Annotated in this window: 23 protein-coding genes and 1 tRNA gene; 12 read left to right on the forward strand and 12 right to left on the reverse strand. The window is 55.1% G+C overall.

What is annotated here, in order from left to right; genetic code table 11:
• Window positions 1–41: 41 nt before the first annotated feature.
• Entirely contained in the window at window positions 42–806 is a 765-nt protein-coding gene (locus tag ACYQ11_RS08755) for a TorF family putative porin (RefSeq protein ID WP_459923397.1), read from the reverse strand.
• 415 nt (window positions 807–1,221) lie between these two features.
• Here ACYQ11_RS08755 and ACYQ11_RS08760 point away from each other — a divergent pair, with 415 nt between their 5' ends.
• From ACYQ11_RS08760 to larB, 4 genes are all read left to right on the forward strand, one after another.
• Entirely contained in the window at window positions 1,222–3,924 is a 2,703-nt protein-coding gene (locus ACYQ11_RS08760; protein WP_459923398.1) for a response regulator, read from the forward strand.
• Between the two features lie 337 nt (window positions 3,925–4,261).
• Window positions 4,262–5,305 (forward strand): HD-GYP domain-containing protein, encoded by a 1,044-nt coding sequence (locus ACYQ11_RS08765; protein ID WP_459923399.1) that lies wholly within the window; start codon window positions 4,262–4,264, stop codon window positions 5,303–5,305.
• Window positions 5,306–5,416: 111 nt separating this feature from the next.
• A complete protein-coding gene (locus tag ACYQ11_RS08770; protein WP_459923400.1) occupies window positions 5,417–6,481 on the forward strand; it encodes a ParM/StbA family protein in 1,065 nt (354 codons plus the stop codon).
• Window positions 6,478–7,248 carry a nickel pincer cofactor biosynthesis protein LarB gene (larB, locus tag ACYQ11_RS08775; RefSeq protein ID WP_459923401.1) on the forward strand — a complete coding sequence of 257 codons (771 nt, stop codon included), beginning with the start codon at window positions 6,478–6,480 and terminating at the stop codon, window positions 7,246–7,248. The genes ACYQ11_RS08770 and larB overlap by 4 nt, the downstream gene beginning before the upstream one ends.
• A gap of 134 nt (window positions 7,249–7,382) precedes the next feature.
• Here the strand turns inward: larB and ACYQ11_RS08780 are convergent, their stop codons facing one another.
• From ACYQ11_RS08780 to ACYQ11_RS08790, 3 genes are all read right to left on the reverse strand, one after another.
• Window positions 7,383–7,664: an integration host factor subunit alpha gene (locus ACYQ11_RS08780; RefSeq protein WP_459923402.1), complete on the reverse strand. Its 282-nt coding sequence runs from the start codon at window positions 7,662–7,664 to the stop codon at window positions 7,383–7,385.
• A gap of 126 nt (window positions 7,665–7,790) precedes the next feature.
• Window positions 7,791–9,095, reverse strand: coding sequence for a GGDEF domain-containing protein (locus tag ACYQ11_RS08785; protein WP_459923403.1), 1,305 nt, complete (start codon window positions 9,093–9,095; stop codon window positions 7,791–7,793).
• Window positions 9,096–9,279: 184 nt separating this feature from the next.
• Window positions 9,280–9,368, reverse strand: a tRNA-Leu gene (locus ACYQ11_RS08790).
• 298 nt (window positions 9,369–9,666) lie between these two features.
• Here ACYQ11_RS08790 and ACYQ11_RS08795 point away from each other — a divergent pair.
• The 4 genes from ACYQ11_RS08795 to ACYQ11_RS08810 all read left to right on the forward strand — a co-directional run bounded on the left by ACYQ11_RS08795 (window position 9,667) and on the right by ACYQ11_RS08810 (window position 12,580).
• Window positions 9,667–10,287, forward strand: coding sequence for a Maf family protein (locus ACYQ11_RS08795; protein WP_459923404.1), 621 nt, complete (start codon window positions 9,667–9,669; stop codon window positions 10,285–10,287).
• Window positions 10,277–10,978, forward strand: coding sequence for a YggS family pyridoxal phosphate-dependent enzyme (locus tag ACYQ11_RS08800; RefSeq protein WP_459923405.1), 702 nt, complete (start codon window positions 10,277–10,279; stop codon window positions 10,976–10,978). The genes ACYQ11_RS08795 and ACYQ11_RS08800 overlap by 11 nt, the downstream gene beginning before the upstream one ends.
• A complete protein-coding gene (locus ACYQ11_RS08805; RefSeq protein WP_459923406.1) occupies window positions 10,975–11,511 on the forward strand; it encodes an epoxyqueuosine reductase QueH in 537 nt (178 codons plus the stop codon). Before ACYQ11_RS08800 ends, ACYQ11_RS08805 begins: the two co-directional genes overlap by 4 nt.
• A 142-nt stretch (window positions 11,512–11,653) precedes the next feature.
• On the forward strand, window positions 11,654–12,580 hold the full coding sequence (locus ACYQ11_RS08810) for a transposase (RefSeq protein ID WP_459923407.1): 927 nt from the start codon (window positions 11,654–11,656) through the stop codon (window positions 12,578–12,580).
• A gap of 316 nt (window positions 12,581–12,896) precedes the next feature.
• Here the strand turns inward: ACYQ11_RS08810 and ACYQ11_RS08815 are convergent, their stop codons facing one another.
• The 8 genes from ACYQ11_RS08815 to ACYQ11_RS08850 all read right to left on the reverse strand — a co-directional run bounded on the left by ACYQ11_RS08815 (window position 12,897) and on the right by ACYQ11_RS08850 (window position 21,764).
• Entirely contained in the window at window positions 12,897–15,191 is a 2,295-nt protein-coding gene (locus tag ACYQ11_RS08815; protein WP_459923408.1) for an ATPase, T2SS/T4P/T4SS family, read from the reverse strand.
• Window positions 15,192–15,269: 78 nt separating this feature from the next.
• Window positions 15,270–15,503 (reverse strand): hypothetical protein, encoded by a 234-nt coding sequence (locus ACYQ11_RS08820; protein ID WP_459923409.1) that lies wholly within the window; start codon window positions 15,501–15,503, stop codon window positions 15,270–15,272.
• A gap of 88 nt (window positions 15,504–15,591) precedes the next feature.
• The gene (locus ACYQ11_RS08825; protein WP_459923410.1) at window positions 15,592–17,451 is read right to left on the reverse strand and encodes an ABC-F family ATP-binding cassette domain-containing protein; all 1,860 of its coding nucleotides are present in this window, start codon (window positions 17,449–17,451) and stop codon (window positions 15,592–15,594) included.
• Between the two features lie 199 nt (window positions 17,452–17,650).
• Window positions 17,651–18,070, reverse strand: coding sequence for a MaoC family dehydratase (locus ACYQ11_RS08830; protein ID WP_459923411.1), 420 nt, complete (start codon window positions 18,068–18,070; stop codon window positions 17,651–17,653).
• Window positions 18,067–19,272, reverse strand: coding sequence for a class III poly(R)-hydroxyalkanoic acid synthase subunit PhaC (gene phaC, locus ACYQ11_RS08835; RefSeq protein ID WP_459923412.1), 1,206 nt, complete (start codon window positions 19,270–19,272; stop codon window positions 18,067–18,069). The genes ACYQ11_RS08830 and phaC overlap by 4 nt, the downstream gene beginning before the upstream one ends.
• A 68-nt stretch (window positions 19,273–19,340) precedes the next feature.
• On the reverse strand, window positions 19,341–20,219 hold the full coding sequence (locus ACYQ11_RS08840) for a poly(R)-hydroxyalkanoic acid synthase subunit PhaE (RefSeq protein ID WP_459923413.1): 879 nt from the start codon (window positions 20,217–20,219) through the stop codon (window positions 19,341–19,343).
• 403 nt (window positions 20,220–20,622) lie between these two features.
• Complete coding sequence (locus ACYQ11_RS08845; RefSeq protein WP_459923414.1) at window positions 20,623–21,054, reverse strand: hypothetical protein; 432 nt, start codon at window positions 21,052–21,054, stop codon at window positions 20,623–20,625.
• A gap of 107 nt (window positions 21,055–21,161) precedes the next feature.
• Complete coding sequence (locus ACYQ11_RS08850) at window positions 21,162–21,764, reverse strand: LysM peptidoglycan-binding domain-containing protein (protein ID WP_459923415.1); 603 nt, start codon at window positions 21,762–21,764, stop codon at window positions 21,162–21,164.
• A 199-nt stretch (window positions 21,765–21,963) separates the two neighbouring features.
• On the opposite strand from ACYQ11_RS08850, the gene ACYQ11_RS08855 reads away from it, so the two are divergent.
• From ACYQ11_RS08855 to queC, 4 genes are all read left to right on the forward strand, one after another.
• Window positions 21,964–22,833: a formylglycine-generating enzyme family protein gene (locus tag ACYQ11_RS08855; RefSeq protein WP_459923416.1), complete on the forward strand. Its 870-nt coding sequence runs from the start codon at window positions 21,964–21,966 to the stop codon at window positions 22,831–22,833.
• A gap of 101 nt (window positions 22,834–22,934) precedes the next feature.
• Entirely contained in the window at window positions 22,935–23,189 is a 255-nt protein-coding gene (locus ACYQ11_RS08860) for a cytoplasmic protein (RefSeq protein WP_459923417.1), read from the forward strand.
• 5 nt (window positions 23,190–23,194) lie between these two features.
• Window positions 23,195–23,839 carry a radical SAM protein gene (locus ACYQ11_RS08865; protein WP_459923418.1) on the forward strand — a complete coding sequence of 215 codons (645 nt, stop codon included), beginning with the start codon at window positions 23,195–23,197 and terminating at the stop codon, window positions 23,837–23,839.
• 39 nt (window positions 23,840–23,878) lie between these two features.
• Window positions 23,879–24,586: a 7-cyano-7-deazaguanine synthase QueC gene (gene queC, locus ACYQ11_RS08870; RefSeq protein WP_459923419.1), complete on the forward strand. Its 708-nt coding sequence runs from the start codon at window positions 23,879–23,881 to the stop codon at window positions 24,584–24,586.
• Window positions 24,587–24,647: the final 61 nt, after the last annotated feature.

Consider the following 24,647-nt stretch of genomic DNA (forward strand, 5'->3'; position numbering starts at 1 on the left):
CAGGGCTCCTTTGCTTAAAAAAAGATTATCAAAACAACACATCATAAGCTGCGGGACAGAGAGAAAACCACACGGGCATCTCCGGCATCGCCAAGATAATCATGCTCTCCGGTGTCATGATAACTGATGTCAACGGTAAACCCTTTTATCTCCTTGGAGACCCCGACTTTCCAATGGATGTAATCATAACCGTCATCGCCATCCATGCCTGCACCACCGCCGGTGGATTTATCGCCCTCAACCGTTTTGTAGCCGATGAGGGTATTCAGGGTCAGACCCAGGGGCAGGGACCAATCCACTGAACCGCTGACATAATGAAACAAGCCGTCCTCTCCGCTGTATTCCGGAGAAAAATAGTATTCAAACCCAAGGGCGGGCTTTAACGGGACATCTTCGATGGTGTGATACAGGCCGCCTGAAAATTCCCAGTAATCGAATTCGAACCCATCATCCTCAGCGCCCGGATACTGATAATACGTCGCCCAGACAGAGTAGGTCATTTTACCAAGACTCCCCCCATACCCGGCATAATAGCCCAGCTCGATATCATTGGAATATCCCGCATCATCCCAACTGCTGCCCCATATGCCTGCAAAAAAACCACCGGGATGGGCGTAATCAAAGGTACCCTGAATGGCCGGGTCTTCATCCGAAAAGGAAACACCCCTTGAAACATAATCGGTCGTAAGTGTCATCGTCGCGCTGAAGTTTTCATCATCCCATGGTCCTCCCTCTGCAAAGGCACCTGGGCCAAATCCGAGCACTAACATACAGAACAAAGCTGCTGCCGCAATACAGTGTTTCATACGTATCTCCTTCAATTGTTGGGTTAAACGGGACGCGGTGACGGGCATTCCCTCAAACAAGGGGATCTTTAAAATGGAATATCCAGTCTTCAGAATAAACATTAATTTAATCGGCAGACGTATCCGATTCCTGAATCATTTTTATATTAGTTTCTTGTTAGTGCCTTTTAACCCGCTCTCTTTTTCATCAGGCCCAGCACCTGAACGACCAAATTTTTTCGAACAACGTTCACAAGAAGAAACAAATTCGATTAATTACTCTTCCTTTTTTGATCCCGCTACGATAAAGTCGGCATAATCGACAGGGTAATACCGGGGCCAACGCCGCCCGGTATCCGAAGGGATCAACCGTTACATTCACACCGGGGGAGGGTTTTGTTTGTCCACACGTTCCTCACGTTCCGTCGGGGGGGGAATGCCGTCCCTGCCCCATGATCTGTGCAGCCGGATCCTCGAGCACGCCGACCAGGGGATCATCGTCCTTGCAGGCGACCGGCCGGTATACTGCAACCAGACGGTCCTTGATTATCTGGCATGCGGCCCCGCCGATTTTCTGTCCATGGCGTTGTGGGACCGTCTGCACCCCGACGACGCCCCGGCCCTGAAAAAACGCCTGAGCGCCCGGTCGTCCACGGCGGCGAACGTCAAGGCCACCTTCCGCATCATGCGGAAGCCCGACGATGTGAGGTGGATCGAACTGTACACACGCCCCATCCTCTGGGAAAACAACGACGCCGTCGTCTGTTTCCTGTCCGACATCACCCAGCATTATACCCACAAGAAAAAACTGGAAGAGGCCCGGATCTTTCTGGAAAAACGGGTCGAGGAGCGCACTGCCGAGCTGCTCGCGGCCAAAGAGGTCGCCGACCAGTCCGCCCAGGCGAAAACGGAATTTCTGGCCAACATGAGCCACGAGATCCGGACGCCCTTAAACGCCATCATCGGCATGTCCGACCTTCTGATGAAAACCGGAAATCCGGCCAAGCAGAAGGAATACCTGCGTATCATCCGGTCCTCGTCCACGTCCCTTTTGGACCTGGTCAACGACATTCTGGATTTTTCCAAAATCGATTCGGGCAACATCGATTTCAAGGACGTTCAGTTCAATCTCCAGGACGTGGTCGACGCGCTGGCGGACATGTTTCTCGAAAAAAACATGTCCAAGGATCTGGAACTGATCATCGACATCCACAGTCGTGTTCCGGATATTCTGATCGGCGATCCCATCCGCCTGAGGCAGGTGTTGGCCAATCTGGTATCCAACGCCTTCAAGTTTACCGAAAAAGGCGAAATCTGCATCCGGGCCGAGGTGCGATCCATGGACGGCAACCGGGTGGAGATCCTGTTCTGCATCAAAGACACGGGCATCGGCATCGACACCGCCTCCTTCAAGAACCGCAACCGCGACCTGTTCGACGCCTTCGCCCAGGCCGACGGCTCGTCCACCCGCAAATACGGCGGCACCGGCCTTGGCCTGGCCATCTGCCGCAAGATCGTCGGCCTCATGGGCGGCGACATCTGGGTGGAAAGCAGCCCCGGCAAAGGCAGTTCCTTTTATTTCACCTGCCATTTCAAGCATTACATCCGCAAGGAACGCCCGCGCCCCCGGCTTCCGTCCACCATGGTCGACAACCGGGCGCTTTTGGTCGAAGACAACCCTTCTACCCTGATGGTCATCAAACGCTACATGGAATCCTTCGGGTTCCGTACGGTTCTGGCCACGTCGGCGGAGGAAGCCCTGACCTTCTTCGAAGACGCCCTTTCCGGCGACCCCTTCAACCTGATCCTCATGGACATCCGGCTGCCGGGCATCGACGGCATTACGGCGGCCGAAACCATCAAACGCAATCATCCCGACCACGCGCCGCCCATCATCATGGTCAGCGCCCTGGGGCATGAAAAAGACATCGAGCGGGCCCGGAGCGCCGGAGTCGAGAGCTTTTTGATGAAACCCATCAAACCCTCGCTCCTGTTCGACACCATCATGGAAATCTACGGCTATGCCTCACAGACCGCAACCGGCGAGACGGACACGGCCGCACCCCCCCAGAATTTTTCGGACATCCGCCTTCTCCTCGTCGAAGACAATACCATCAATCAGATGGTCGTCCTGGAAATGCTAAAAATCCCTGGAATCATTATCGATGTGGCCGGCAACGGCCTCGAAGCCCTGAAGAGACTCAAACAAACATCCTACGACGCCGTGCTGATGGATGTCCAGATGCCCGAGATGGACGGCATCGAAACCACCAAGGCCATCCGCGGCAAACTGGGCCTGACCCGACTGCCCATCATTGCCATGACGGCCCACGCCATGTACGGGGACCGTGAAAAATGCATCGCCGCAGGCATGAACGACTACATTCCCAAGCCTGTGGATCGGGACCGGCTTCTGGCCCTTCTCCAGCAGACCCTGAACAACCCGGCCCTGGCCTCCTCACGCCGCAAGTCCTCGATTTCCCTTGACACGAAGGGGGCCCCGATGCCGCATCTTCCGGGTCTGGATCTGGACGAGGGACTCAGACGGTTCGGTGGAGCCGTCGCCCGTTACATGAAAATTTTGACCAGCTTCAGCCACGGATTCATCGATTTCTCCGACACCGTCCGAAAAGCCATAGACAGCGATAAGCTGGACGACGCCCTGATTCAGGCCCATTCCCTCAAAGGAACCGCCGGAAACATCGCCGCCAAACGGCTCTATCAGGCCTCCGAAGCCCTGGAAAAAGCCGTCCGGAACCGGGACGAACACGCCATAAGCAGCGCCTTTGAACGGGTGGACGGCGAGCTCAGGCTGGTTCTTGAATCCATTCACCGCTTGACCTTCTCGGATTCGGCCCTTTCGAAAAAACAGACGGCCGAGCCTGCGGCAGCCCCGCGGCCCCTGCGTCCCGACACGATCCTGCCCCTGATCCCAGGGTTGATGAGGACCATCAAGGACTTCGATCCCGTGGAATCCGAACGGCGCCTGGAAGCCCTTAAACAGTTTTTCCCCGGCGACGCCGGCTCCCCCGAACTGGACCGGCTGGTTCAAGACCTGGAAACCCAGGTGAGCAATTACAACTTCGACGAAGCCGCAGGTATCCTCGAAATCCTGAACCGGCGTCTGAAAGCCTTGTAGTCCAACACGGGATATTTACATGCGTTTACCCTGAGTCAAACCTTGATGATCTCGTAAAAAACAAGTTTTTGGACGGCTTCGTAAAATGTTCGAGATCAAGGCTTGCGAATCCGCAAGGATGAGGCGTACTTAGGGTACGCCGCAGTGACGAGGGATGACGCGTAACGCAGAGATCGGACATTTTACGAAGCCGTCAAACCTTGACTTTTCTACCATATATTGTATTCATAAATAACGCCGCCGGACAAAATCAGCGCTCACATGGGGACCGGAGCCCCAGTCCGTCGCTGTTTGCGGCGTTAGCGAACACATCAACCGACGAGGTTTCCCAATCCCCATGAGCGGACTTTTGAACAGAAGAATTCTTCTGGTAGACGATACCAAGGCCAATATCGACATCCTGGTCCAGACCCTCAAGGAGGATTACAAACTGGGCGTGGCCCTGAACGGTCCCAAGGCCATCGAATACACCAAAGCCAACCGGCTGGACCTGATCCTGCTGGACATCCTCATGCCCGAGATGGACGGATTCGAAGTCTGCCAGCGCCTCAAGGAAAACCCGGTAACCCGGACGGTGCCCATCATCTTCATCACCGCCGTGGACGATCCCCAGCACAAACGCAAGGGCCTTGAAATCGGCGCCGTGGATTACATCACCAAGCCCTTTGACATTTCCGAAGTCAGGGCCCGGGTCAAAACCCATCTGAGTCTCAAAATCACCCAGGAAGAACTGGCCAACCGGAACCTGATCCTCGAGGAAAAAATCCGGGAACGCACACGGGAGCTCAAGGAAACCCAGGTGGAGATCATCAAACGCCTGAGTCTGGCCTCCAAATACAGAGACAACGGCACCGGACAGAATGTGGCCCGGATCAGCCGCATGGCCGAACTGCTGGGACTGGCATCGGGCCTCTCTCCCGCGGAAGCGGAAACCCTGGCCCTGTCGAGCATGCTGCACGATGCCGGCAAAATCGGCATTTCCGACTCCATCCTTCTGAAAAAAGGCAAGCTCACCGCGGAAGAATGGCAGATCATGAAAGGTCACACCACCATCGGCTCCAAGCTGTTGTCCGGAAGCCGGTCCAAGCTGATCCAGGATGCGGAAACCATTGCCCTTACCCATCATGAAAAATGGGACGGTTCCGGCTACAACATGGGCCTCAAGGGAGAAGAGATCCCCCTGATCAGCCGCATTGTCGGCATCTGCGATGTTTTCGACGCCCTGATTTCAGATCGGCCTTACAAAAAAGCCTGGCCCGTACCCAGGGCATTCCAGGAAATCGAACGAAAAAGCGGCACGGATTTCGACCCGAGGCTGGTCAGACTCTTCCTTGGGCTCGAGGCCGAACTGATGAAGATTATCAATGAAACGGCCATGTGAAAGGGGTTGCCTTCGCCCTGGGTGCCGTCACCTTCAAATACATTCACACGTCACACACACTTTTGACATCGGATCATCGGCCCGGCCGATCATCCCCCAGTGGAGGAGAACATGAGATCAATCGGTATCGATGTGGGCTTCGGATTCACCAAGGCCACCGTGGGCAATGAAAACGTCATTTTCAAATCCCTGCTCGGGGATTCCAATGACATCCAGTTCCGCTCGGCCTTCGGCGACAACTCCCTGACCAAGAACCTCCATGTCACCATCGGTGACAAAAGCTTTTTCATCGGAGATTTTGCCGAGCAGCAGTCCACGGTCCGCCAGTTCACCCTGGACCAGGACAAACTGCTCACCGAATATGTGAAAACCCTGGCCCTGACCGCAGCCGGGCTGTGCTCGGATTCGGACACGTCCTTCAACGTGGTGTCCGGCCTGCCGGTGGGGTATCTGAAACGGGATTACAAGCGGTTCACCGACATCATCGCCGGCCACCACGCCGTCACCTTCCACATGCCCGACGGGGAAAAGGTGTCCAAGAAGATTTACATCAACAAGGTCAAGATGATGCCCCAGCCCCTGGGAAGCGTGTTCAACCTGATCATGGACGAAAACGGCAAGATCGCCGACATCGACATGACCCGTAAAAAAATCGGCGTGGTGGACATCGGCTTTCGAACCACGGACTTCACCATTATCAACAACATGCAGTACGTGGAGAGAGGCAGCAGCACCATGGACACGGGCATTTCCAAGAGTTTTTCCGTGATCGCCAACAAGCTGCGCAAAGAAAGCGGCGTCAACGTGGAAATCTACCGGCTGTTCGACGCCATTGACAGCGGCTCCATCAAAATCAGGGGCAAGGAATACAACATCACCAACCTCAGGGACAAGGTCTTCGCTCATTCGGCCAGTTCCATCGCCAACGACATCAACCGGCTCTGGGCCGAGGACTGGGACATCGACTGCGTGGTCCTGACCGGCGGCGGGGCCATGGAAATGGCCAAGCACCTCCAGCCCCTGATCGAAGGCAACGTGATCCCCGTTAACAAAAGTATCGACGCCCGCCTGAACAACGTCCAGGGCTACCTGAAATTCGCCCGGTCATTGTGGAACAGCCAGGTGGTTCCCCCGGTCCTGCCCAAAGACAAGGACGAAGAGAGAAAAGCCCATTGAATCACGACACACTGACCGAACTGTTGACCGCCGTGGCCCAGGGCCGAAGGAGCGTGGACCAGGCCGCCGACATCCTGAAACACCTGGCCAGTGAGGATATCGACTTCGCCCACATCGATCACCACCGCTGCCTGCGCAAGGGCTTTCCCGAAGTGATCTTCGGCGAAGGCAAGACCCCGGGGCAGATCATCGGTATCATGGAACGCATGCTGATCCAGGAACAGGTGGTGCTGGCCACCCGGGTGGACGCCGAAAAGGCCGGCGCCGTTCTCTGCCGTTTTCCGGAGGCCGCCTACGACACCGACGCCCGGATGATCATTTTGAAAAAAGAAGACCCCCCCGTCACCGGAAACGGCACCGTCCTGATCCTGTCTGCGGGGACGTCGGACATCCCCGTGGCCCGGGAAGCCTATCTCACGGCTAAAATGATGGGGAATCGTGTTGAATCGGTGTTCGACGTGGGCGTGGCGGGCATCCACCGCCTGTTCCGGCACCGAAGCCTGATCGAGAAGGCGGCGGTGCTCGTGGTGGTGGCGGGCATGGAAGGGGCGTTGCCCAGTGTGGTGGCCGGCATGGTTCGGGCCCCTGTCATCGCCGTACCCACCAGCGTCGGATACGGCATCAGCATGAAAGGCATCACCGCCCTGTTCGCCATGCTCAACAGTTGCAGTTCCAATGTGGCCGTGGTCAACATCGATAACGGCTTCGGAGCCGGTTACATGGCCTCGTCGATCAACCACATCACCATTCCCTCAGCGACCAGGTAAACAGGACCCCGCACGGTTCCCGCGCAGGCCCGTTCAGGGGCCGGCTTCGGCCGATAGCGCCGAAAACCGGCATGCCAAAATAAAAAGCGCCTGGAATCAGACGCTTGTCGAAATCGATGATAAGAAAACGGGGCTCAGAGGTTGACCTTGTCACGGAGAACGGAAGAGCATTTGAAGGTCACGACTTTCCGGCCGCTGAGCATCATGTCTTCACCGGTGGCGGGATTGCGTCCCTTCCGGACGCCTTTTTCCTTGACACAGAATTTCCCGAATCCACTGATCAGGACGTCATCCCCCTTCTCGATGGTGCCCTTGATGATTTCAATGAGGTTTTCGACGAGATCGGTACTTTTTTTCCGTGAGAAGCCGATGCGCTCCTGAACGGAATCGACGATCTGAGTTTTGGTTAGTGCCATAACGGACGCTCCTGAAATAAAAATAACATGATTGCATGTCTGGTGTTTCAATCCCGATTGACAAAAACTCTATATACGGACAATTCGTCAAAAAATCAAGAGTGTTACAATCATTTTTTCATTTTTCTAAGAAGCGTCCGGCCAGAAGGCCACCCGGTTTCGACCCTCGCGTTTGGCCCGTTCCAGGGCTTTGTCGGCGCAGGCCAACACATCCTGGGGCTTTTTCGTCGGTGATCCAAAGGCGGCCCCGACACTGACCGTAAGGGGAGCACTGCGGACCCGGTCCTGTTTTTTCGGGCCGCCGATCGCAAGGCCCATCCGGGTGACGGGAACGAGAAACGGAAAGGATTCGATGGTGCGCCGAAAGGTTTCAAGCAAAATTTCCGCTTCGGCAGCCTGGGGCTCGGGAAAGACCACCAGGAACTCCTCACCGCCGTAACGGAAAGCCCGGACACCGCGAAAAAGATCGGCCAGCTTGTCTCCGATGATCTTCAGGGCCGCATCCCCGGCGTCAGGGCCGAAATCGTCATTGAACCGTCCGAACTGATCCAGATCCACCAGTGCCAGGGCATAGTGCCCCTTGAGCGTCCGAAGCCGGGCACCAAGACGTTTCCGGGCATCAAGTCCGGTCAAGGAATCCTTGTCGTTCATGGCATAGGATCCTTCGATGGCGGCGATAATCACCAGGGAGCCGGAAGCGAAAAACAGGATCCCCGTGCCGGCCGGCGAATGCGCCGTCAGAAGCCCCGCCATGGCTGTGGCAAGAATCATGGAAAACGCCGCAAGCCCCATATCCCGAAGATACACGTACCTCACAAAAAGAAACACCAGGGCCCATAGAAGCACAAGCACGCCGGAAAGACGGCCCAGGTCGTTCAGAAACCGCGTCAGGGACAGCGACAGAGCGAAGACCCCGTCGGAAAGTGCCTGTGAATAGCCGGCAAGGACGATTCGGCTCTGGACGGCAAGCAGACCGTAGGGATTGCAAAAAATTCCCACAGCCAGAATTTCCAGACCAAACAGAAACAGGTACAGGCTGCCCAGAGACGAAAAAATCCGGCGTTTGATCAAAAACGAAAAACCTATAAGGTTCACGGGAAAAAGAAACAGGGCTGCCTTGCCCACGGCGGGACTGGCCACCGGCCGATCGTAGATCGGAGCCCCGTGGGTCTGAACGGAAAGATACACGAGAATCAGGGCAAAGGCCGTCAGCACCAGCCCCGTGTTGTTAAAACGCCTGGCCGTGAAAACACCCCCCACCATCACCGTGTAGGGCAGGTAGGAAAATCCTTCGAGCACCTGATACATGGCGGGAGAAAGCCTCAGATGATCAGCGGCGACGATGGAAAAAACGGCCAGGGAAAAGGCCGCGGCCATCACTCCCAAGGGAAGCGCTATCCCCTCACGGATCTGTGTCATACCGTCATTCATGGCGATTCCAGATGGATTGAAGGCGTTTTTCAGGAAGGCCTTGGCCCGGATGAAACGACATGCGCCATTATAAAAGACATTCCGTCGGAAGGTAAAGGAATAAATAAGGGGGAGTTAGCACGAATTGAATAATCGGGTCCAAAAACGAAAAAGCCCGGTCAAAGAAACGGGCTTTCCCTGTGCGTGGTACCTGGGACGAGACTTGAACTCGTACAGCCATCAAAGGCCGAGGGATTTTAAGTCCCTTGTGTCTACCACTTCCACCACCCAGGCAAAATCTACAATTTCAATGTCTTACCTGAATCATACCGCAGGACGATTCATGTTTCGCGTATCGGATGAGAACACGTCTAAGCAAGAAAATCCATGATTCAGTGCCGGCGCATGTTTATGCCGAGGTATTTATATGGGATCGATTTGGAAAATTCAACAAAAAAGGCAGAACCGGCACGATCACCCTTTTTTTTATCTGCCCGTTCTGCGCCCAAGTCTTTCTTGAGAAACAACGATCAAGACAGACTTGGGCTTGATAATCGCCGGGCCTTCTGATAAAAAATCGTCCATGGAAACCATGCGAAATACCCCAAAAAGCCGATTGATCCTGGCATCCCGGTCTCCCCGGAGAAAATACCTTCTCAAGCAGGCCGGCCTTGCCTTCGACGTGATACCGTCCACCGTGGACGAAAACGAGATCACCGTCACCGAACCGGACCATTACGTTCGTTATCTGGCGGAAATCAAAGCCCGTGACGTGGCGGAAAACTATCCGTCAAGCTGGGTCCTCGGCGCGGATACCATCGTCCTGATCGACGGCATGATCTTGGGCAAACCGCTGTGCCGGGACGACGCCAGGAAGATGCTCAAACGCCTGAGCGGCCGCACCCATGTGGTCTATACCGGGTTCTGCCTGACCTGCGTGGACAGAGGACGTCTGATCTCCCGGACCGTGAGTACCAACGTCCGGTTCAAAGACCTGACCGACCACGAAATCGACTGGTACATCCACACACCCGAGCCTTTCGACAAGGCCGGAGCATACGCCATTCAGGGCCTGGGCACCTTTCTGGTGAAAAGCATCGACGGGTCCTACACCAATGTGGTGGGACTCCCGGTCTGTGAAGTCATCGAAACCCTTCTGGCCGAAGGCGTCATCGGCCAGACCATCGGAGAGGCGGGATACAGTGAGCCCTGATCAGACCTTAGGCGAAAGGATCCGAACGATCCGACAACGCATCGACCAGGCGGCCCGGGCCTGCGGGCGAGACCCCGAAACCGTGCGCCTGGTGGCCGTCAGCAAGACCAAACCCGCCGAAGCCGTCAGAAGAGCGGCCGCCGAAGGCCAGATTATCTTCGGCGAAAACTACATCCAGGAAGCCGCAGACAAACTCGAATCACTCCGGGATCTGGACATTTCTTTCCATTTCATCGGTCATCTCCAGAGCAACAAGGCCCGATTCGCCGTGGCGATGTTCGACCTGATCCACTCGGTCGACAGCCTGAAGCTGGCCGAGGCCATCGACAGGCAGGCGGCGAAAATCAACAAGATTCAGCCCATTCTCATCCAGGTCAACATCAGCATGGAAGACAGCAAATCCGGCGTATCCGAAACGGACGCCGTCGACCTGGTCCGGGCCGTCAGCCGCCTTGATCATGTCTCGATCCGAGGCCTGATGACCCTGCCGCCGTTTTACGACGAACCGGACCGGGTCCGTCCCTATTTCCATGCTTTGCGCAATCTGGCGGAACGAATCCGGGCCCTGTCGTTGCCGACGGTCCGGATGGATGAACTGTCCATGGGCATGAGCGGTGATTTTGAAGCCGCCATTGCCGAAGGAGCCACCCTTGTCCGCATTGGAACAGCCCTGTTCGGAGAGCGGTCATGAAACTTCTTCTTCACACCTGCTGCGGCCCCTGTACCATCTACCCTCTGACCGTCCTGCAGACGGAAGGCCACGAGGTTATGGGCTACTTTCACCGGAGCAACATCCACCCGTTTCAGGAATGCATGAAACGTGAAGACACCCTGAAAACCTACGCCGAAGACGTCGGACTCAAACTGATCATCCAGACAGGCTACGACCTCGAAGGTTTTCTGCAAGCCGCGGCTTTCCGCGAAAAAAAACGCTGCCTCACCTGTTACCACGACCGCCTTCTGACCACGGCGCTTCTGGCAAAACGCGGCCGTTTCGAGGCCTTCTCATCCACCCTTCTGTACAGCCGCCACCAGAACCACGAACTCATCCGATCCGTGGGCGAATCCGTCGCCGCCCAGACAGGCGTGACCTTTCACTACCGCGATTTCCGCGACGGCTGGAAAACAGGTATCGACGAATCCAAACAGCGCGGCATGTACCGCCAATCTTACTGCGGCTGCATCTACAGCGAAAAAGACCGCTATTTCAAAAACATCAACTAATTGCGCCATGCGCTCAACGCTGCCGCCCTTCGTTCATTAGGGACAGGCAAACTATACATTTTTCAGCTTTACAACCCCATGCCCCTTCTGATATCATTATTCCACTTGACCATCGATGCCAATTCATAAAGGAGCCTCTGTGATGCCGCGTACAACCCGCATGCTGATCAAAGACCAGAAAAGTGTGTACCATGTGATCACCCGTACAGCCCTCGACGGCCTGCCCTTCGGTCCTGTGGAAAAAGACCGCTTCGTATCCATCCTCAAACGCTTTTCGCGAATTTATTTCACGGAAATCCTCGGGTATTCGGTGATGGACAACCATGTGCACATTCTAGTCAAAATGCTGCCGGAACGCCACTATTCCGATGACGAGATCAGGTCCCGCTATACCTTGAATTATGGCGGTGATGCCGTGTTCCCTGAGGGGCGTATCGGTCATTTTCGTACCAAGTGGGCCAATCTTTCCGAATTCATTCGCGAGGTCAAGCAAACCTTTTCCCGCTACTACAACAAGGCCAAGGGCCGTCGTGGCACGCTGTGGGGGGAACGTTTCAAAAGCGTGATCGTCGAAAAGGGCGAAACCCTGATCAACTGCCTGGCTTACATCGAACTGAACGCCGTCAGGGCGGGCATCGTCAAACGGCCAGAAAATTATCGCTGGTGTTCCCTTGGCTACCACAGCCAGACCGGCAATACGGACGATTTTCTATCCACGGATTTCGGGCTGGTTGAATTCGGACATCTGGATGAAGCCGAACGATTCCGGCGTTATCGCCGTCATGTGTATGAAGCGGGCGCTCTGGACCGAAGCGGAACCCGGCGGGAAAAGGTCATCGAACCGGTCATTGTCGAAGCGGAACGCAAGAAAAATTACGACATCACACCGGTCGACCGATTTATGAATCGAACCCGCTACTTCACCGATTCGGGCATCATTGGCTCCCGGGCCTTTGTGGCCGAGCATTACCAGATGTTCAAACACGTTTTTCATTGCCGACACGAGAAGAAGCCCACGCCCATCAAAGGGTTGGAACGAATGTATTCCCTCAAGCGACTGACTTCCTGAATCCCCCCCTGTTCCGATCATCGCCGCAATGGTCCGGCGAAAGAGAAAAGCAGAGCTGAACCTTTGACAAAAAGATTGTGTTTTTTTATCGATCATCGTCACAATCCATGGTCAACCGCCGTTTTTTCATAGGGCCACAGCATGATCGGACCTGTGAGAACGACTTACCGGTCCTGTTGTGACGAGAAAAAAGAAGACGGTGAAGGGGGTCATCTTGTTGACACAAATAATTTGCATGTCCCAATTTGAAATTTGCATGTCCCCATTTGAACGGCTCCGGCTGCATCGTCGGGTAAACGATCTCTTTTTTATTTTTTTATTTGATGCAGACTTTACGGACCTGAAGGAGATCGCATTTGCCGGCAAAGATTTTGGCGATACCGTCCTGCTTGAGGGTGGTCATGCCGTCTTTCACGGCCTGGTCGCGCAGGTCCTCCATCTTGGCCTTGTTCTGGATGAGTTTTTTCATCTCGTCGGAGCCCATCAGCAATTCGTGCAGGCCCATTCGTCCGCGGTAACCGGTGTTGTTGCACTGGTCGCACCCCTCGGGACGATAAAGCATCAGATCATCGGTATAGGGGATATGAAGGAAACGTTCGAACTCTTCGGCGCCGTATTCCCTGACCAGTTCGTCGTATTCCTCCCGGGTGGGGTGGTATTCTTTCTTGCAGGTTGAGCACAGGGTCCGAACCAGGCGCTGGGCCAGGATACACAAAATCGCGTCGGCGAAGTTGAACGGGTCCATGCCCATGTCGAGAAGTCGGGTGATGCTTTCCGGCGCGCTGTTGGTATGCAGGGTGGAAAACACCAGATGGCCGGTAAGGGAGGCTTCAATACCGATGTGGGTGGTTTCCTTGTCACGCATTTCACCGACCATGATCACGTCGGGGTCGGCCCGAAGGAAAGCGCGCATGGCCGCAGCGAAGTCAAAGCCGATCTTGGGTTTCACCTGAACCTGACGGAGGCCCTTTTGAGTGATTTCAACGGGGTCTTCGGCGGTCCAGATCTTGATATCGTCCTTGTTGATGTAACCCAGGGCCGAATGCAGGGTGGTGGTTTTACCGGAACCGGTCGGCCCGCAGACGAAAATAATGCCGTAGGGTTTGGTGATGCAGCTGACGAAGTTGTCAAAATTGCTCTGGGAAAATCCCATTTTGTCCAGGGGGATAGGCTCTCCGGCCGCCAGGATACGCATGACAACATCTTCCAGGCCGCCCTGGGTCGGCACGGTGGCCACACGAAGCTCGATGTCCAGCCCCCCGTATTTTTTGAACTTGATCTTGCCGTCCTGGGGTTTCCGGCGTTCGGCGATATCCAGATCCGACATGATCTTGAGCCGGGAGACGATGGCATTGCGGAACTGGTACGGCAGGGTTTGATACACGGTGCAGGATCCGTCACAGCGGATACGGACCTTGGTGTTTTCCTTGCCGGGAAAGGGCTCGATGTGAATATCCGAGGCGTTCCGGTTGTAGGCGTCGATGATCACCTTGTTGACCAACTGGACCACGGCGCTGCTTTCCTCACTGACCCCGGACTCGGTTTCGATGATTTCCTCTTCCTCATCCTCGAGTTTGGACAGGATGTCATCGATCGAACTCTGTTCTTTCTCGTCCTGGGTGAACAGCTTGATGTAATCGAGGATATCCTCCCGAAGCGATACGAAAATCTTGAGTTTCCGTTTGGGGAAAAGGGTCTGGATTTCTCCGATTTTCTGACCGTCGTGGGGGTTGTCCACCGCGATGACCACCTCGTCCCCCTCGGACCGGATCGGCACCCAGAAGTTGTTTTTCATGAAGGGGACCTTAAGGTTGGTCAACAGTTCCCCGGGAATGGGCAGGCTTTTGTTAAATTCGATGAACGGCACCTTGTAGTATTTGCTCAGGGCGTCACCAATATCTTTCTTCGGAATTTTCAGATCCTCGAGCAGGACGTTCTCAATGGGCTCGTTCTTGGTCCGGGCATCGGAGACGGCCTTGTTCAATTCTTTCTGGGTCATGATATGATTTTCCAGAAGATGATCGAACTTGCCCGAACGGGTTTTGGCCATGCGCTTCTGATTGTACATGGCGATGCCCATGATTTTCGCCAGCTCCGTCACGTAGCCTTCTTCGGTTTTCGTGAAGGCCGATCCCCCTTTGCGGTTGATCAGCTGGATGGCGCCCAGCAGAAAGGTCTTATACAAAATGGGGACCACCAGAACCTGCGTGGTCCGAAACCCGGTTTTCCGGTCCCAGCTGCTGTCGAACTCCAGCATGGGGTCGATGCGTTTGAGCTCCATTTTGTCGTACACATCGGCAATGTTCACCAGTTTCTTGGTGTGCACCGAATACCCTGCGATGCTTGTCGGAGAAATGGGAACGCGAATCTCGTTGATTTCGTTGCCGGACTTGAACCGGGAGACGATTTCACGCTTGACCCCGTCCACATAGTAAATGGTCAGTCGTTCGGCTGCAAACAGACCGGTGATCTCGTCCTTGAGGTTAATGATGATTTCATCGAGATTCAAAGCTGCATAAATTTTGCTGCATATTTCCTGGAGCTTGGTCCGATATTCCACTTCGGACTTGAGGCTCTGCACTTCCAGATTGGAAATCTTGTTGTTATTCATTCGAAAACCCCTGCTCGGGATGGTGCGCGTGTTGAATCGGGATCCGTCCGCCTATGGCCTGCGGCTCGTCACAAGCCGTCACGACTCGGGGTCGTCTTTCCCGGTCTTGCGGGTATGTTCATAGATCTTCCTGCCGCCGCCGATCATCAGAAAAACGCTGATCACGTAAAAACCGAACCGAAGTCCCGGAATATAGCGGCCGGCGTCCTGGATTTCACGAACCCGTCCGGGAATGGTCACAAACATGAGAAAACCCGCCGCAAACAGAAGAATACCCCAGATCAAACGTCGTATGTGTGTGTGGTCAGCCATTGGTCAATCCTGTGAAAAGAAACCTAAAACATTGAAAACTATACCCGTGACCCTGACGGTTGTCAATTTCTAATCACGAATCGTTCCATCAGGGCTCACTGTCCAGGGCGGCCAGTTCCTGATCGTAACGGGCCCTTATGTCATCACCGCGGTCGGATAAGTCCTGAAGCCGGTCAAAAAGGTCATCCACGGCCTTTTGGCGATCATGAAGGCACTTGGCCAGTTCGGCGATTTTTTTTCCATCCCCGGCCCCGGAAACCTCAAGCAGCCTGACATTCACATCGGCGATCTCTTTTTCAAGGCGTTCGATCTCCTGCTCCACGAACGCCATATCACGCTCGACGGGTTTCATCTCCCGGGACCGTTTCTGAATGATTTCCGACCGGATTTTCCGGAGTTCTTTTTTCCCGAGCCTGGCGCCCTCGTCCGAAGGCGGTGACGCGTCCTGATCGTTTCCGGAACCAGTTTCTTCATCCCAGCCTTCCTTGGCCAGAAAATCGGCATAACTGCCTTCGAACACCGTGATCGCGTCATGTTTGAACACGATCAGCCTTTCGGCCAGGGCATGGAGAAACATTTCGTTATGGGTGACCATCACCACGGCCCCGTTGAAATTGTCCAGCGCACTGAGCAGGGAATCACAGGCTTCCATGTCCAGATGGTTGGTCGGTTCGTCGAGCAGCAGAAGATTCAGCGGCGTGACCAGAAGCTTGCCCAGCATGACCCGGCTTTTTTCCCCACCGGACAGCACGCTGACCTTTTTTAACGCCAGATCGCCTTCGAACATCATGGCCCCGCAGATGTTCCGGGCCTGCTGGCGATCCACATCGGGATCGGAGTAAAGAATCTCCTCCTCCACCGTGCGGCTGTCCACCAGACTCTTCACGTTGGTCTGTTCGTAAAAGCCGGCTTCGACCCCGGGATGCACCGTGATAACCCCCGAGTCCTTTTCGAGTTCACCGGCCAGCAGTTTGAGAAGGGTGGTTTTGCCCTTGCCGTTCTTGCCGACAATACAGATCCGGTCCCCGGAAAGGACGGTCAGATTCACCCCCTGGATAAACGGATTCTGATCATAAGAAAAACTCAGGTTTTCGGCCTGGAACATCAGTTTGGCGGCAAAGGGCCGGTTCCGGAAGGAAAATTCAAGGGTGCTGTCCGCCTCGAGTTTTTCCTTCTTTTCCATGCGGCCCAGGGTTTTCACCCGGGATTGAACCATGTTGGCCAGTCGGGCCTTGGCCCTGAATCGGGTGATGAACAGCTCCAATTCCTTGCGGCGTTTTTCATCGTTCTGCCGCGTCTTTTCGTAAATTTCTTCGTCCTGGGCGATCTGGGCGTAATATTTTTCGGTGTTCCCCTTGATTTTCCTGATTTTTTTCCGATGGATTCCGGCGGTATGGGTCACCACGGCGTCCATGAAGCTGCGATCGTGGGTGATCAGCAAAAGCTCACGGGGCCACTGGTTGAGGAATCGTTCCATCCAACGGATCGAGGTGATGTCCAGGTAGTTGGTCGGCTCATCGAGCAGAAGCAGATCCGGTTCGGCCACCAGGGCCTTGATCAGATTCAGCCGGACCTGATACCCTCCTGAAAATTCCCTGGGGTTCCGGTGAAAATCCTGCCTGTTGAATCCCAGACCGTCGAGGAGCTTTTCGACCTTCCAGTGCTGGTCCCGCTCATGCTCCTGCAGGCCCAAAATCCCTTCCTTGAGGATCGTGTCCTGCGTAAAATCAAGCTGCTGTCGGACATGGCCCAGGCGGTAATTTGCCGGAACGATCACCTGGCCCGCATCCGGATGCTCCTCGCCGAGAAGGATCTTCATCAGGGTGGTTTTCCCGTGACCGTTCCGACCCACCAGCCCCACCCGTTCCCTGGGATTGATCTTGAGGCCGACCTGATCGAGAAGGTCCTGCCCGCCGAAACTTTTTGAGAGGTTGTCAATACTGATCATGACGTTTTGTTTTCCTGTTCGTTTTCCGGCGCCGATTCCCGAACGATGCGTGGACATGGCCGGTCTGATACGCACGGGGATCACCCATGCCCGGGAACTATAATGGAAGGGCTTTTTGAAGTCAATCGGAAGACGTAAGGGAAAAACAGACCACGCCGGCCTGTGCCGGCGTGGGCGGTTGGAGGGAAGCCGGAAGCAATCAGGCCTTTCGGGGACTCATCATGGCCGAGCCGTCGATGACGAGAGTCCCGTCCTGGTTGGTGCAGGTGGTTCTCAGCACCACCCTGTTTTTTTCCGGGATCAGCTCGGTCACCTCGACCCGTGCAGTGATGGTGTCGCCGATATAGACCGGCGCAAGAAAGGCGATTTCCTGCTTCATGTAAATGGCTCCGGCGCCGGGAAGCTTTGTCCCTAAAACGTTGGAGATAAATCCCGCGCTCAGCATACCGTGGGCGATTCGCTTCTTGAAATGGGTTTTTGCGGCGAAAGTCTCGTCAATGTGAGCCGGGTTGAAATCGCCCGACACCCCGGCAAACAAATAAACATCCGTTTCCGTCACCGTCTTGCTGAATTCAGCACTGTCACCGATGGTTATCTCATGAATGGTTTTCCCGCTCACACCTGCTCCTTCTCACGCCTGGAGGTTATCGCCGTCTCGTCATCACCTGCGGCGCGTTTGACGATCGTATCCGGGTTCTTTTTGTTCTTCAAGCTTTTTTTCGAAGACCGTCCGGTGGTTTTCACGGGTTGGGGTGCGGCAGCATCTCCGTCGCGGTCCTTAAGCCACTGGGATATCCTTGGGGCGAACTCCTTCTGGCACTTGGAACTGACATAGATCCCGATGTGGCCGGTGTTGATGCACACATCCTCGACGTCGCTGCCGCCCACCGCCTTGGTCAGCTGCTCACAGGCTGCCGGAGGGACCAGATGATCGTACTGGCCGTAGATATTCAAAAGAGGCATGGTGACGTTTTTCAAATCGACGGTCCTGCCGCCAAGCACCAGTTGATTGCGGATCAGTTTGTTTTCCTGGTAGCACTCTTTGACGAATTCACGAAAGGTTTCACCGGGCACGTCGGGGCTGTCGAAAATCCACTTTTCCATACGAACGAAATTTTCGACGAAATCCTTGCTGTTCATGTTTTCCATGAACGACAGGTACTTGTCGATCATCAGCCGGGCCGGGTTCAGCAGCAGAAAACCGAAATTCATCAGATCGCCGGGCATGTTGCCCAGGGTATCCATCATCCGATCCACGTTGACCGACCTCATCCAGCTGTGCAAAAGCCCCTGATCCGTATCGAAACTGGTCGGAGCCACGGTGGTGACCAGGTTTTTTATTTTTTCAGGGTGCAGGGCAGAGTACATCACGCAGAAGGTGCCGCCCATGCAGATGCCCATCAGGTTGATCTTGTCGATCTGTTCACGCTCCCGAATGAAATCGACCACATCGTCCATGTATCCGTTCACATGGTCGTCAATACCCATGAACCGGTCCTTGCGGGTGGGGTAGCCCCAGTCGATCATGTAGATGTCCATCCCGCTGTCGAGAAAGGTCTGAACCACGCTTCGGCCGGGCTGAAGATCCAGCATGGTTTCACGGTTGATCAGGGCGTAGGTGATCAGAAGCGGGGTTTTCATTTTCGTTTTTGCCTCGGATCTGTAGTATTTCACCTTGACCCGGTCCTGCCGGTACACCACCTCGTAAGGCGTCGAGGCGATTTCGGTGTCCAGGTCGCCAAGAAGAACATCGGCGGCGTCATCGACGAAATCCCACATCATTTCGTTCTGCTCCGCCACGGCACTCATTGTCCGATTCATTTGCCCCATCACGTTGAACATAAAAACCTCCCGATATCATTCATAGCCGTATCCGCCATGGTTTGGTTTCAATTGGATGCCGACCCTTTTTCAAGAGCGCGGATGCGTTTCTTGAGCAGGTAAATGTCCTTGTAAAGTTCATCCATGTCCTTTTCAACCGGAACGCCGAAGGACTTGAAGGTGTCCTGGACAATCTGCTGCCGGGCTGCGATGAAGTCGCTCATGGCATCGATCACCTGCCCCAAAGCATCGGTATACTCCTTGGACCTGAACATGGACATGTAATGATCTTCGAGCTGTCGGACCCACATCTTGTAGTAATCCTTGGCGTCCTCGGGCAGGCTGCCTTCGTCGGCCATGGCCGCCAGGGCATCCTGAACGACCTGGAAAGACTTTTCGAAGGGAATGTAGAGAAAATATAAAAATTCCATAAACTTGACATGGAAGATATTGGACTTGTCAATCACCTGCTGCAGTTTGGCCTGGTACTGCCGCGACAGGCCCAGAGGCGGCACGCTGAGAAATTTGCTGAATTCCTTCTGGTACAAATCGGTGAACATATCGAACATCTCTGTTCCGCCCAGGCCCGACGTCAGCTGGTGACTTTGAAAGACATCCTGAATATTCCGGGCGCTCTCGAAAAAACGTTTCTGGAAAAACGAGTAGCCCTCAAGCCCCGACTTTAACATTTTATGGAAATTCTCCATCCCGGCTTTGTTTCCCTCCACAATTGAATCGATCATCTCTTTTTTGTTGATGGTTTCAGCAAATTCATTCCATTTTTTCAATGCAGGTTCCCAGGCCCGGTAAGCCTCTTTCGTTTTGTCCGGACCGGCAGCGGCCTCTGCGCCCTGCGTTACGAGATTTTCCCATATGTTCGCCGCATTGTTCATCCAGCTTGTGATAATTCTCTCCGAATCAATTGACTGTTCAAAGGTCTTTTCCATAATGTCCTCCTGAAGGTGGAATGTAATCGATCACCGTCTTGTCTGCACCATTCCCCCCGGATCGCGGATTGACCGTAGCGGTTTCCGCAGTCCTTTCCCCGAATGTGTCTTACGCCTTTGACATAGGATACGGCATGCACGCATGCCGGACTATTTTCATGGTTCGTTTTTTAAAGATATGCGGTTTGATTGCGTTGCGGTGGTCGACAGACAACCATGTTAAAACAAGCTAAGACATATCGAATCAGATGCAAGCCGTCTATAGGAAAAAACCCTCATTTTCCCGGGTAAAATTCCTGAACCCGCCCGGAAATATTCCCTGTGCGATGACCATGGCCCGAAGATTGAATCAATGGGCTCCGATGATCAGAACAATAGCCCGCGACCGCGGGAGAAAGCCCTGCTATTCGGATGGGGGGTCACTTTTTTTTTCAAGGTCATCGAACAGGCGTTTGCGCTCGTCATCGGAGGATCGGAGGATGGCGTTGAAGGTCCGGACAAGAAACTCCAGTTCTTCATCGGTAAAGGTTCTGTCGGAAGGATGCGAGACATAGACGTCCTGCCCGGCAGACCCGGGCGGAGAGGCTTCCGTTTCCGGGAGGCCCAGGGCATCGATGCGATCGATGGCCTGATCCAGGGCGTCAAGAACGGATTTCACGTTTCGGGTCATGGCATCGAGCGGGGACACCACCGTATAAAGTTTTTTGGACGGCGTGCCGGAGGCGGGCACGATATCCGTATCACCGGATTCACCGGGACGTGAAGACTCATAGGCGGCCTGCACTTTGTCGATGTAGCTCTTGAACCGCTTTGTCAGCGCGTCGATGTCGTCCATGCGTTCCGCCGTTGGGGCGCCCCCGATTTTTAACCGTTCGTCTGTATTTGAATTGGGGCCACTATAAGATCAATTCCCGATCATTGTCAATCATTTTTCTCAGACTTTCACGGTGACACAATGACTTTCTGGCCAGGATAAATAATCGTTTTTTCATTAAAATGATTGAGTTCCCTCAATCGTTTCAGTGTCATTCCATAGCGTCTGCTGATACTGTAAAAGGTATCCCCCTTTTCAACCACATGATAGCGGGGAGACGCCTTGACCGATTGTTTCGGCGGGACTTGGGCAGGCGTGGGAACAAAAGGGGCCGCCACGTTCTTTTTCGGGGGAGTTTCGGTCCGTCGGTTTTTTTCCTCGCGGACCAGGGTTTCCAGGGTATTTATCCGTTCGGCCAGAAGATTGGACTTCAGCGTCAATGAGGCTTCAAGCCTCTGACAGGAGGTATTGAGACCCTCCAGCCGGCTGCCCGGCGAATCGAGGCCCTTGAGCCCTTCTACAGCAGCAGACAGATCGGCCACCTGTTTTTCCAGCAGAGCCACACGTTCATCGAGGATGCCGACGTAGTCGCGGTCCTTTACCCCTCCCCGGTCCGAAACCCCGTAGATCAGAAGCAAAACGACCAGAAGCAGGCTCACCCCCAGCGCCACCAGAAAAATCTGTCGCCTGATGGTGGGTCGTTTCACCCGAAAGTTTGCGTTCGCTGTCATGACGATATCCTTTCACGTCCGGTTCGACAATTCTCAGGCATGACCAACGGTCACCGATCACTTAATATCAAACGCAGACAAATATCAAGGCCAAACCCATAAAAGGTTTGACCTTTGACCGACGGGACGGTAGATTTGGTTGAACACGGACACATTGTCCCAGACATCAACGACAACACCCGGATACAGCCTTAAAACCATGCGTAAGAACCCCATATCCGTTTCCCTGTCAGGAAAAATCGGTTTCGTGGTGCTCTGGGCCATTCTGGCGGCGGCCCACCCGGCCCGACCCGAGGCTTCCGTCGTCAACGGCATCGGCATGCGATTCACAAGAATCCCCGCCGGAAGCTTCATCATGGGCAGTCCGGATTCCGAACCGGGACGCAAGTGGGATGAAACGCGGCATCAGGTCATGTTGACCCGCTCCTTTTTCATGTCGACGACCGAAGTGACCCAGGGCCAGTGGATCGCCGTCATGGGAGACAATCCTTCTTTCTTTCAGGAATGCGGTCTGGACTGCCCGGTGGAAACCGTGTCCTTCGATCAATGTCTTGCGTTCATCGCGGCACTTAACCGGATGGAAAAAACCGAAACCTACCGCCTTCCCACCGAAGCCGAATGGGAATACGCCTGTCGGGCAGGCAGCGTCGACGCCTTCAACCTGGGTCCCATCACCGCCGGGCGATGCGATCTCGATCCCATTCTGGATCAGGCGGGATGGTACTGCGGAAACTCCGGTGTCCGCAAACCCGTGATTCATAAACTTGAGCCCCATGGCGTCGGCCGGAAAAAACCCAACGCCTGGGGACTGTACGACATGCACGGCAATGTGCACGAATGGGTCATGGACGCCTGTAAACCCAGGGGCCTGCTGCGCACCGGCGTCGTCAACGACACCTACGACCGTCGCACCGTCACCGATCCCTTGTCCGTCTCAGGTCCAAACCGGATCTTTCGGGGCGGCGCCTGGAATTCCGCCACCCGGCACTGCAGGTCCGCCAACCGCGGATCATTCAAGCCCTCGGCCAAACGCAGCTACATCGGATTCCGGGTGGTCCGGTCACCCTGACGCGCCGCCGTTCGGCCGTTTTTCCTGTTTTTATTTGTCGCCCGCTGTGATAAAGGCTTACCGTTCGTAATCATACAAACCACTTGGAAAACAGGGGCATTATGGGAAAACACAGTCATCGTTTTGTTGAGAGCTATAACGGGATCGGGGCCTTCGGATGGGATCGTCAAACCGATGAAGACACCCTGAAATTCTACCTGCAGAAATTTTCAGACGACCATTTCATGGACATCCTGATTCCCAAACTCAGCGACGGGGAGATGGAAGACCTTTACATGATGATCAACGGCCTGCTTCAGAAGCATCTGAGCGAAGGCCAGTATCACCGCCATTTTCTCAAGGACGGAACCCACTGACCGCCATGGCCCTGATCGTCAACGAAATTTTCCACAGCATTCAGGGTGAATCGATCCATGCCGGTCGTCCCTGCGTGTTTGTCCGGCTGACCGGATGCAACCTGCGCTGTCGTTACTGCGACACGGCTTATGCCTACGACGAGGGGCGTCTGCTGCCCCTTGAACAGATTGTGGATCAGGTATCCTCCTTCGGTTGCGGCCTGGTGGAAATCACCGGGGGCGAACCCCTGCTCCAGACGGAAACGCCCCGGCTTGCCGCCCGGCTTCTCGATCTGGGGTACGAGGTACTGATCGAAACCAACGGCAGCCGGGATATCGGATCGCTGGATTCTCGCTGCGTCCGCATTGTCGACATGAAATGTCCGTCAAGCGGTGAGGAACCCCGAAACGACTACGGAAACCTGTCCCGGCTGACGCCCCGGGATCAACTGAAATTCGTGATGGCCGACGCGGCGGATTACGCCTATGCCCGAAAAATCCTCCGGGAGCGACGCCCGGCCGTCCCGCCGTCGCAGATTCTTTTTTCCCCCGTGACCGGTGTGCTAAACCCGGCGTTATTGGCCCGCTGGATCCTTACAGACGGCCTTGACGTGCGCCTGCACCTGCAACTCCACGCCGTCATCTGGCCGGATGCGACCCGGGGGGTATGACGTGCCAAACACCCTGTCGCATCACAAAAGGGGGCTGATATGAACGACCCGAAAAAAGCCGTTGTGCTGTCCAGCGGCGGCCTGGATTCCACCACCGTCATCGCCGTCGCATTGAGCCGGGGTTACGAGGTGTACAGCCTGAGCTTTTCTTACGGCCAGCGCCATGTGTTTGAGCTGGAAGCGGCCCGCACGGTGGCCGAAACCATGGGGGTCAGCCGTCATCTGGTGGTCGCGCTGAACATGAACGACATCGGCGGGTCGGCCCTGACATCGGACATCGCCGTTCCCAAATCCCGCAGCGAGGGCGACATGAGCCGGGGCATTCCCGTTACCTATGTTCCGGCACGCAACACGATCTTTCTGTCCATTGCCCTGGGCTGGGCCGAAGTTCTCGAGGCCCCGGACATCTTCATCGGCGTCAACGCCGTGGATTACAGCGGTTATCCCGACTGTCGCCCGGAATTCATCCGGGCCTTCGAGACCATGGCCAATCTGGCCACCCGGGTCGGCATCGAACACCCGGGGCGTATCCGGATCCTGACGCCGCTGATGCACATGAGCAAGGCGGAGATTATCCGCACGGGCCTCGCGCTGGGCGTGGATTACAGTCTGACCCACAGTTGCTACGACCCCTCGCCCGCCGGCCTGGCCTGCGGGTTGTGCGACAGCTGCCTTCTCCGGAAAAAAGGCTTCCTCGATGCCGGGGTGCCGGACCCCACGCGCTACCAGAGCCCTGCCGGCTCCTGATCCAAACAAAAAAGCAATGTCATTAATTTAAGACACTGATGGGCACGCTGCGCTTTGCCCA

The sequence above is a fragment of the Desulfatiferula olefinivorans genome (assembly GCF_054657895.1).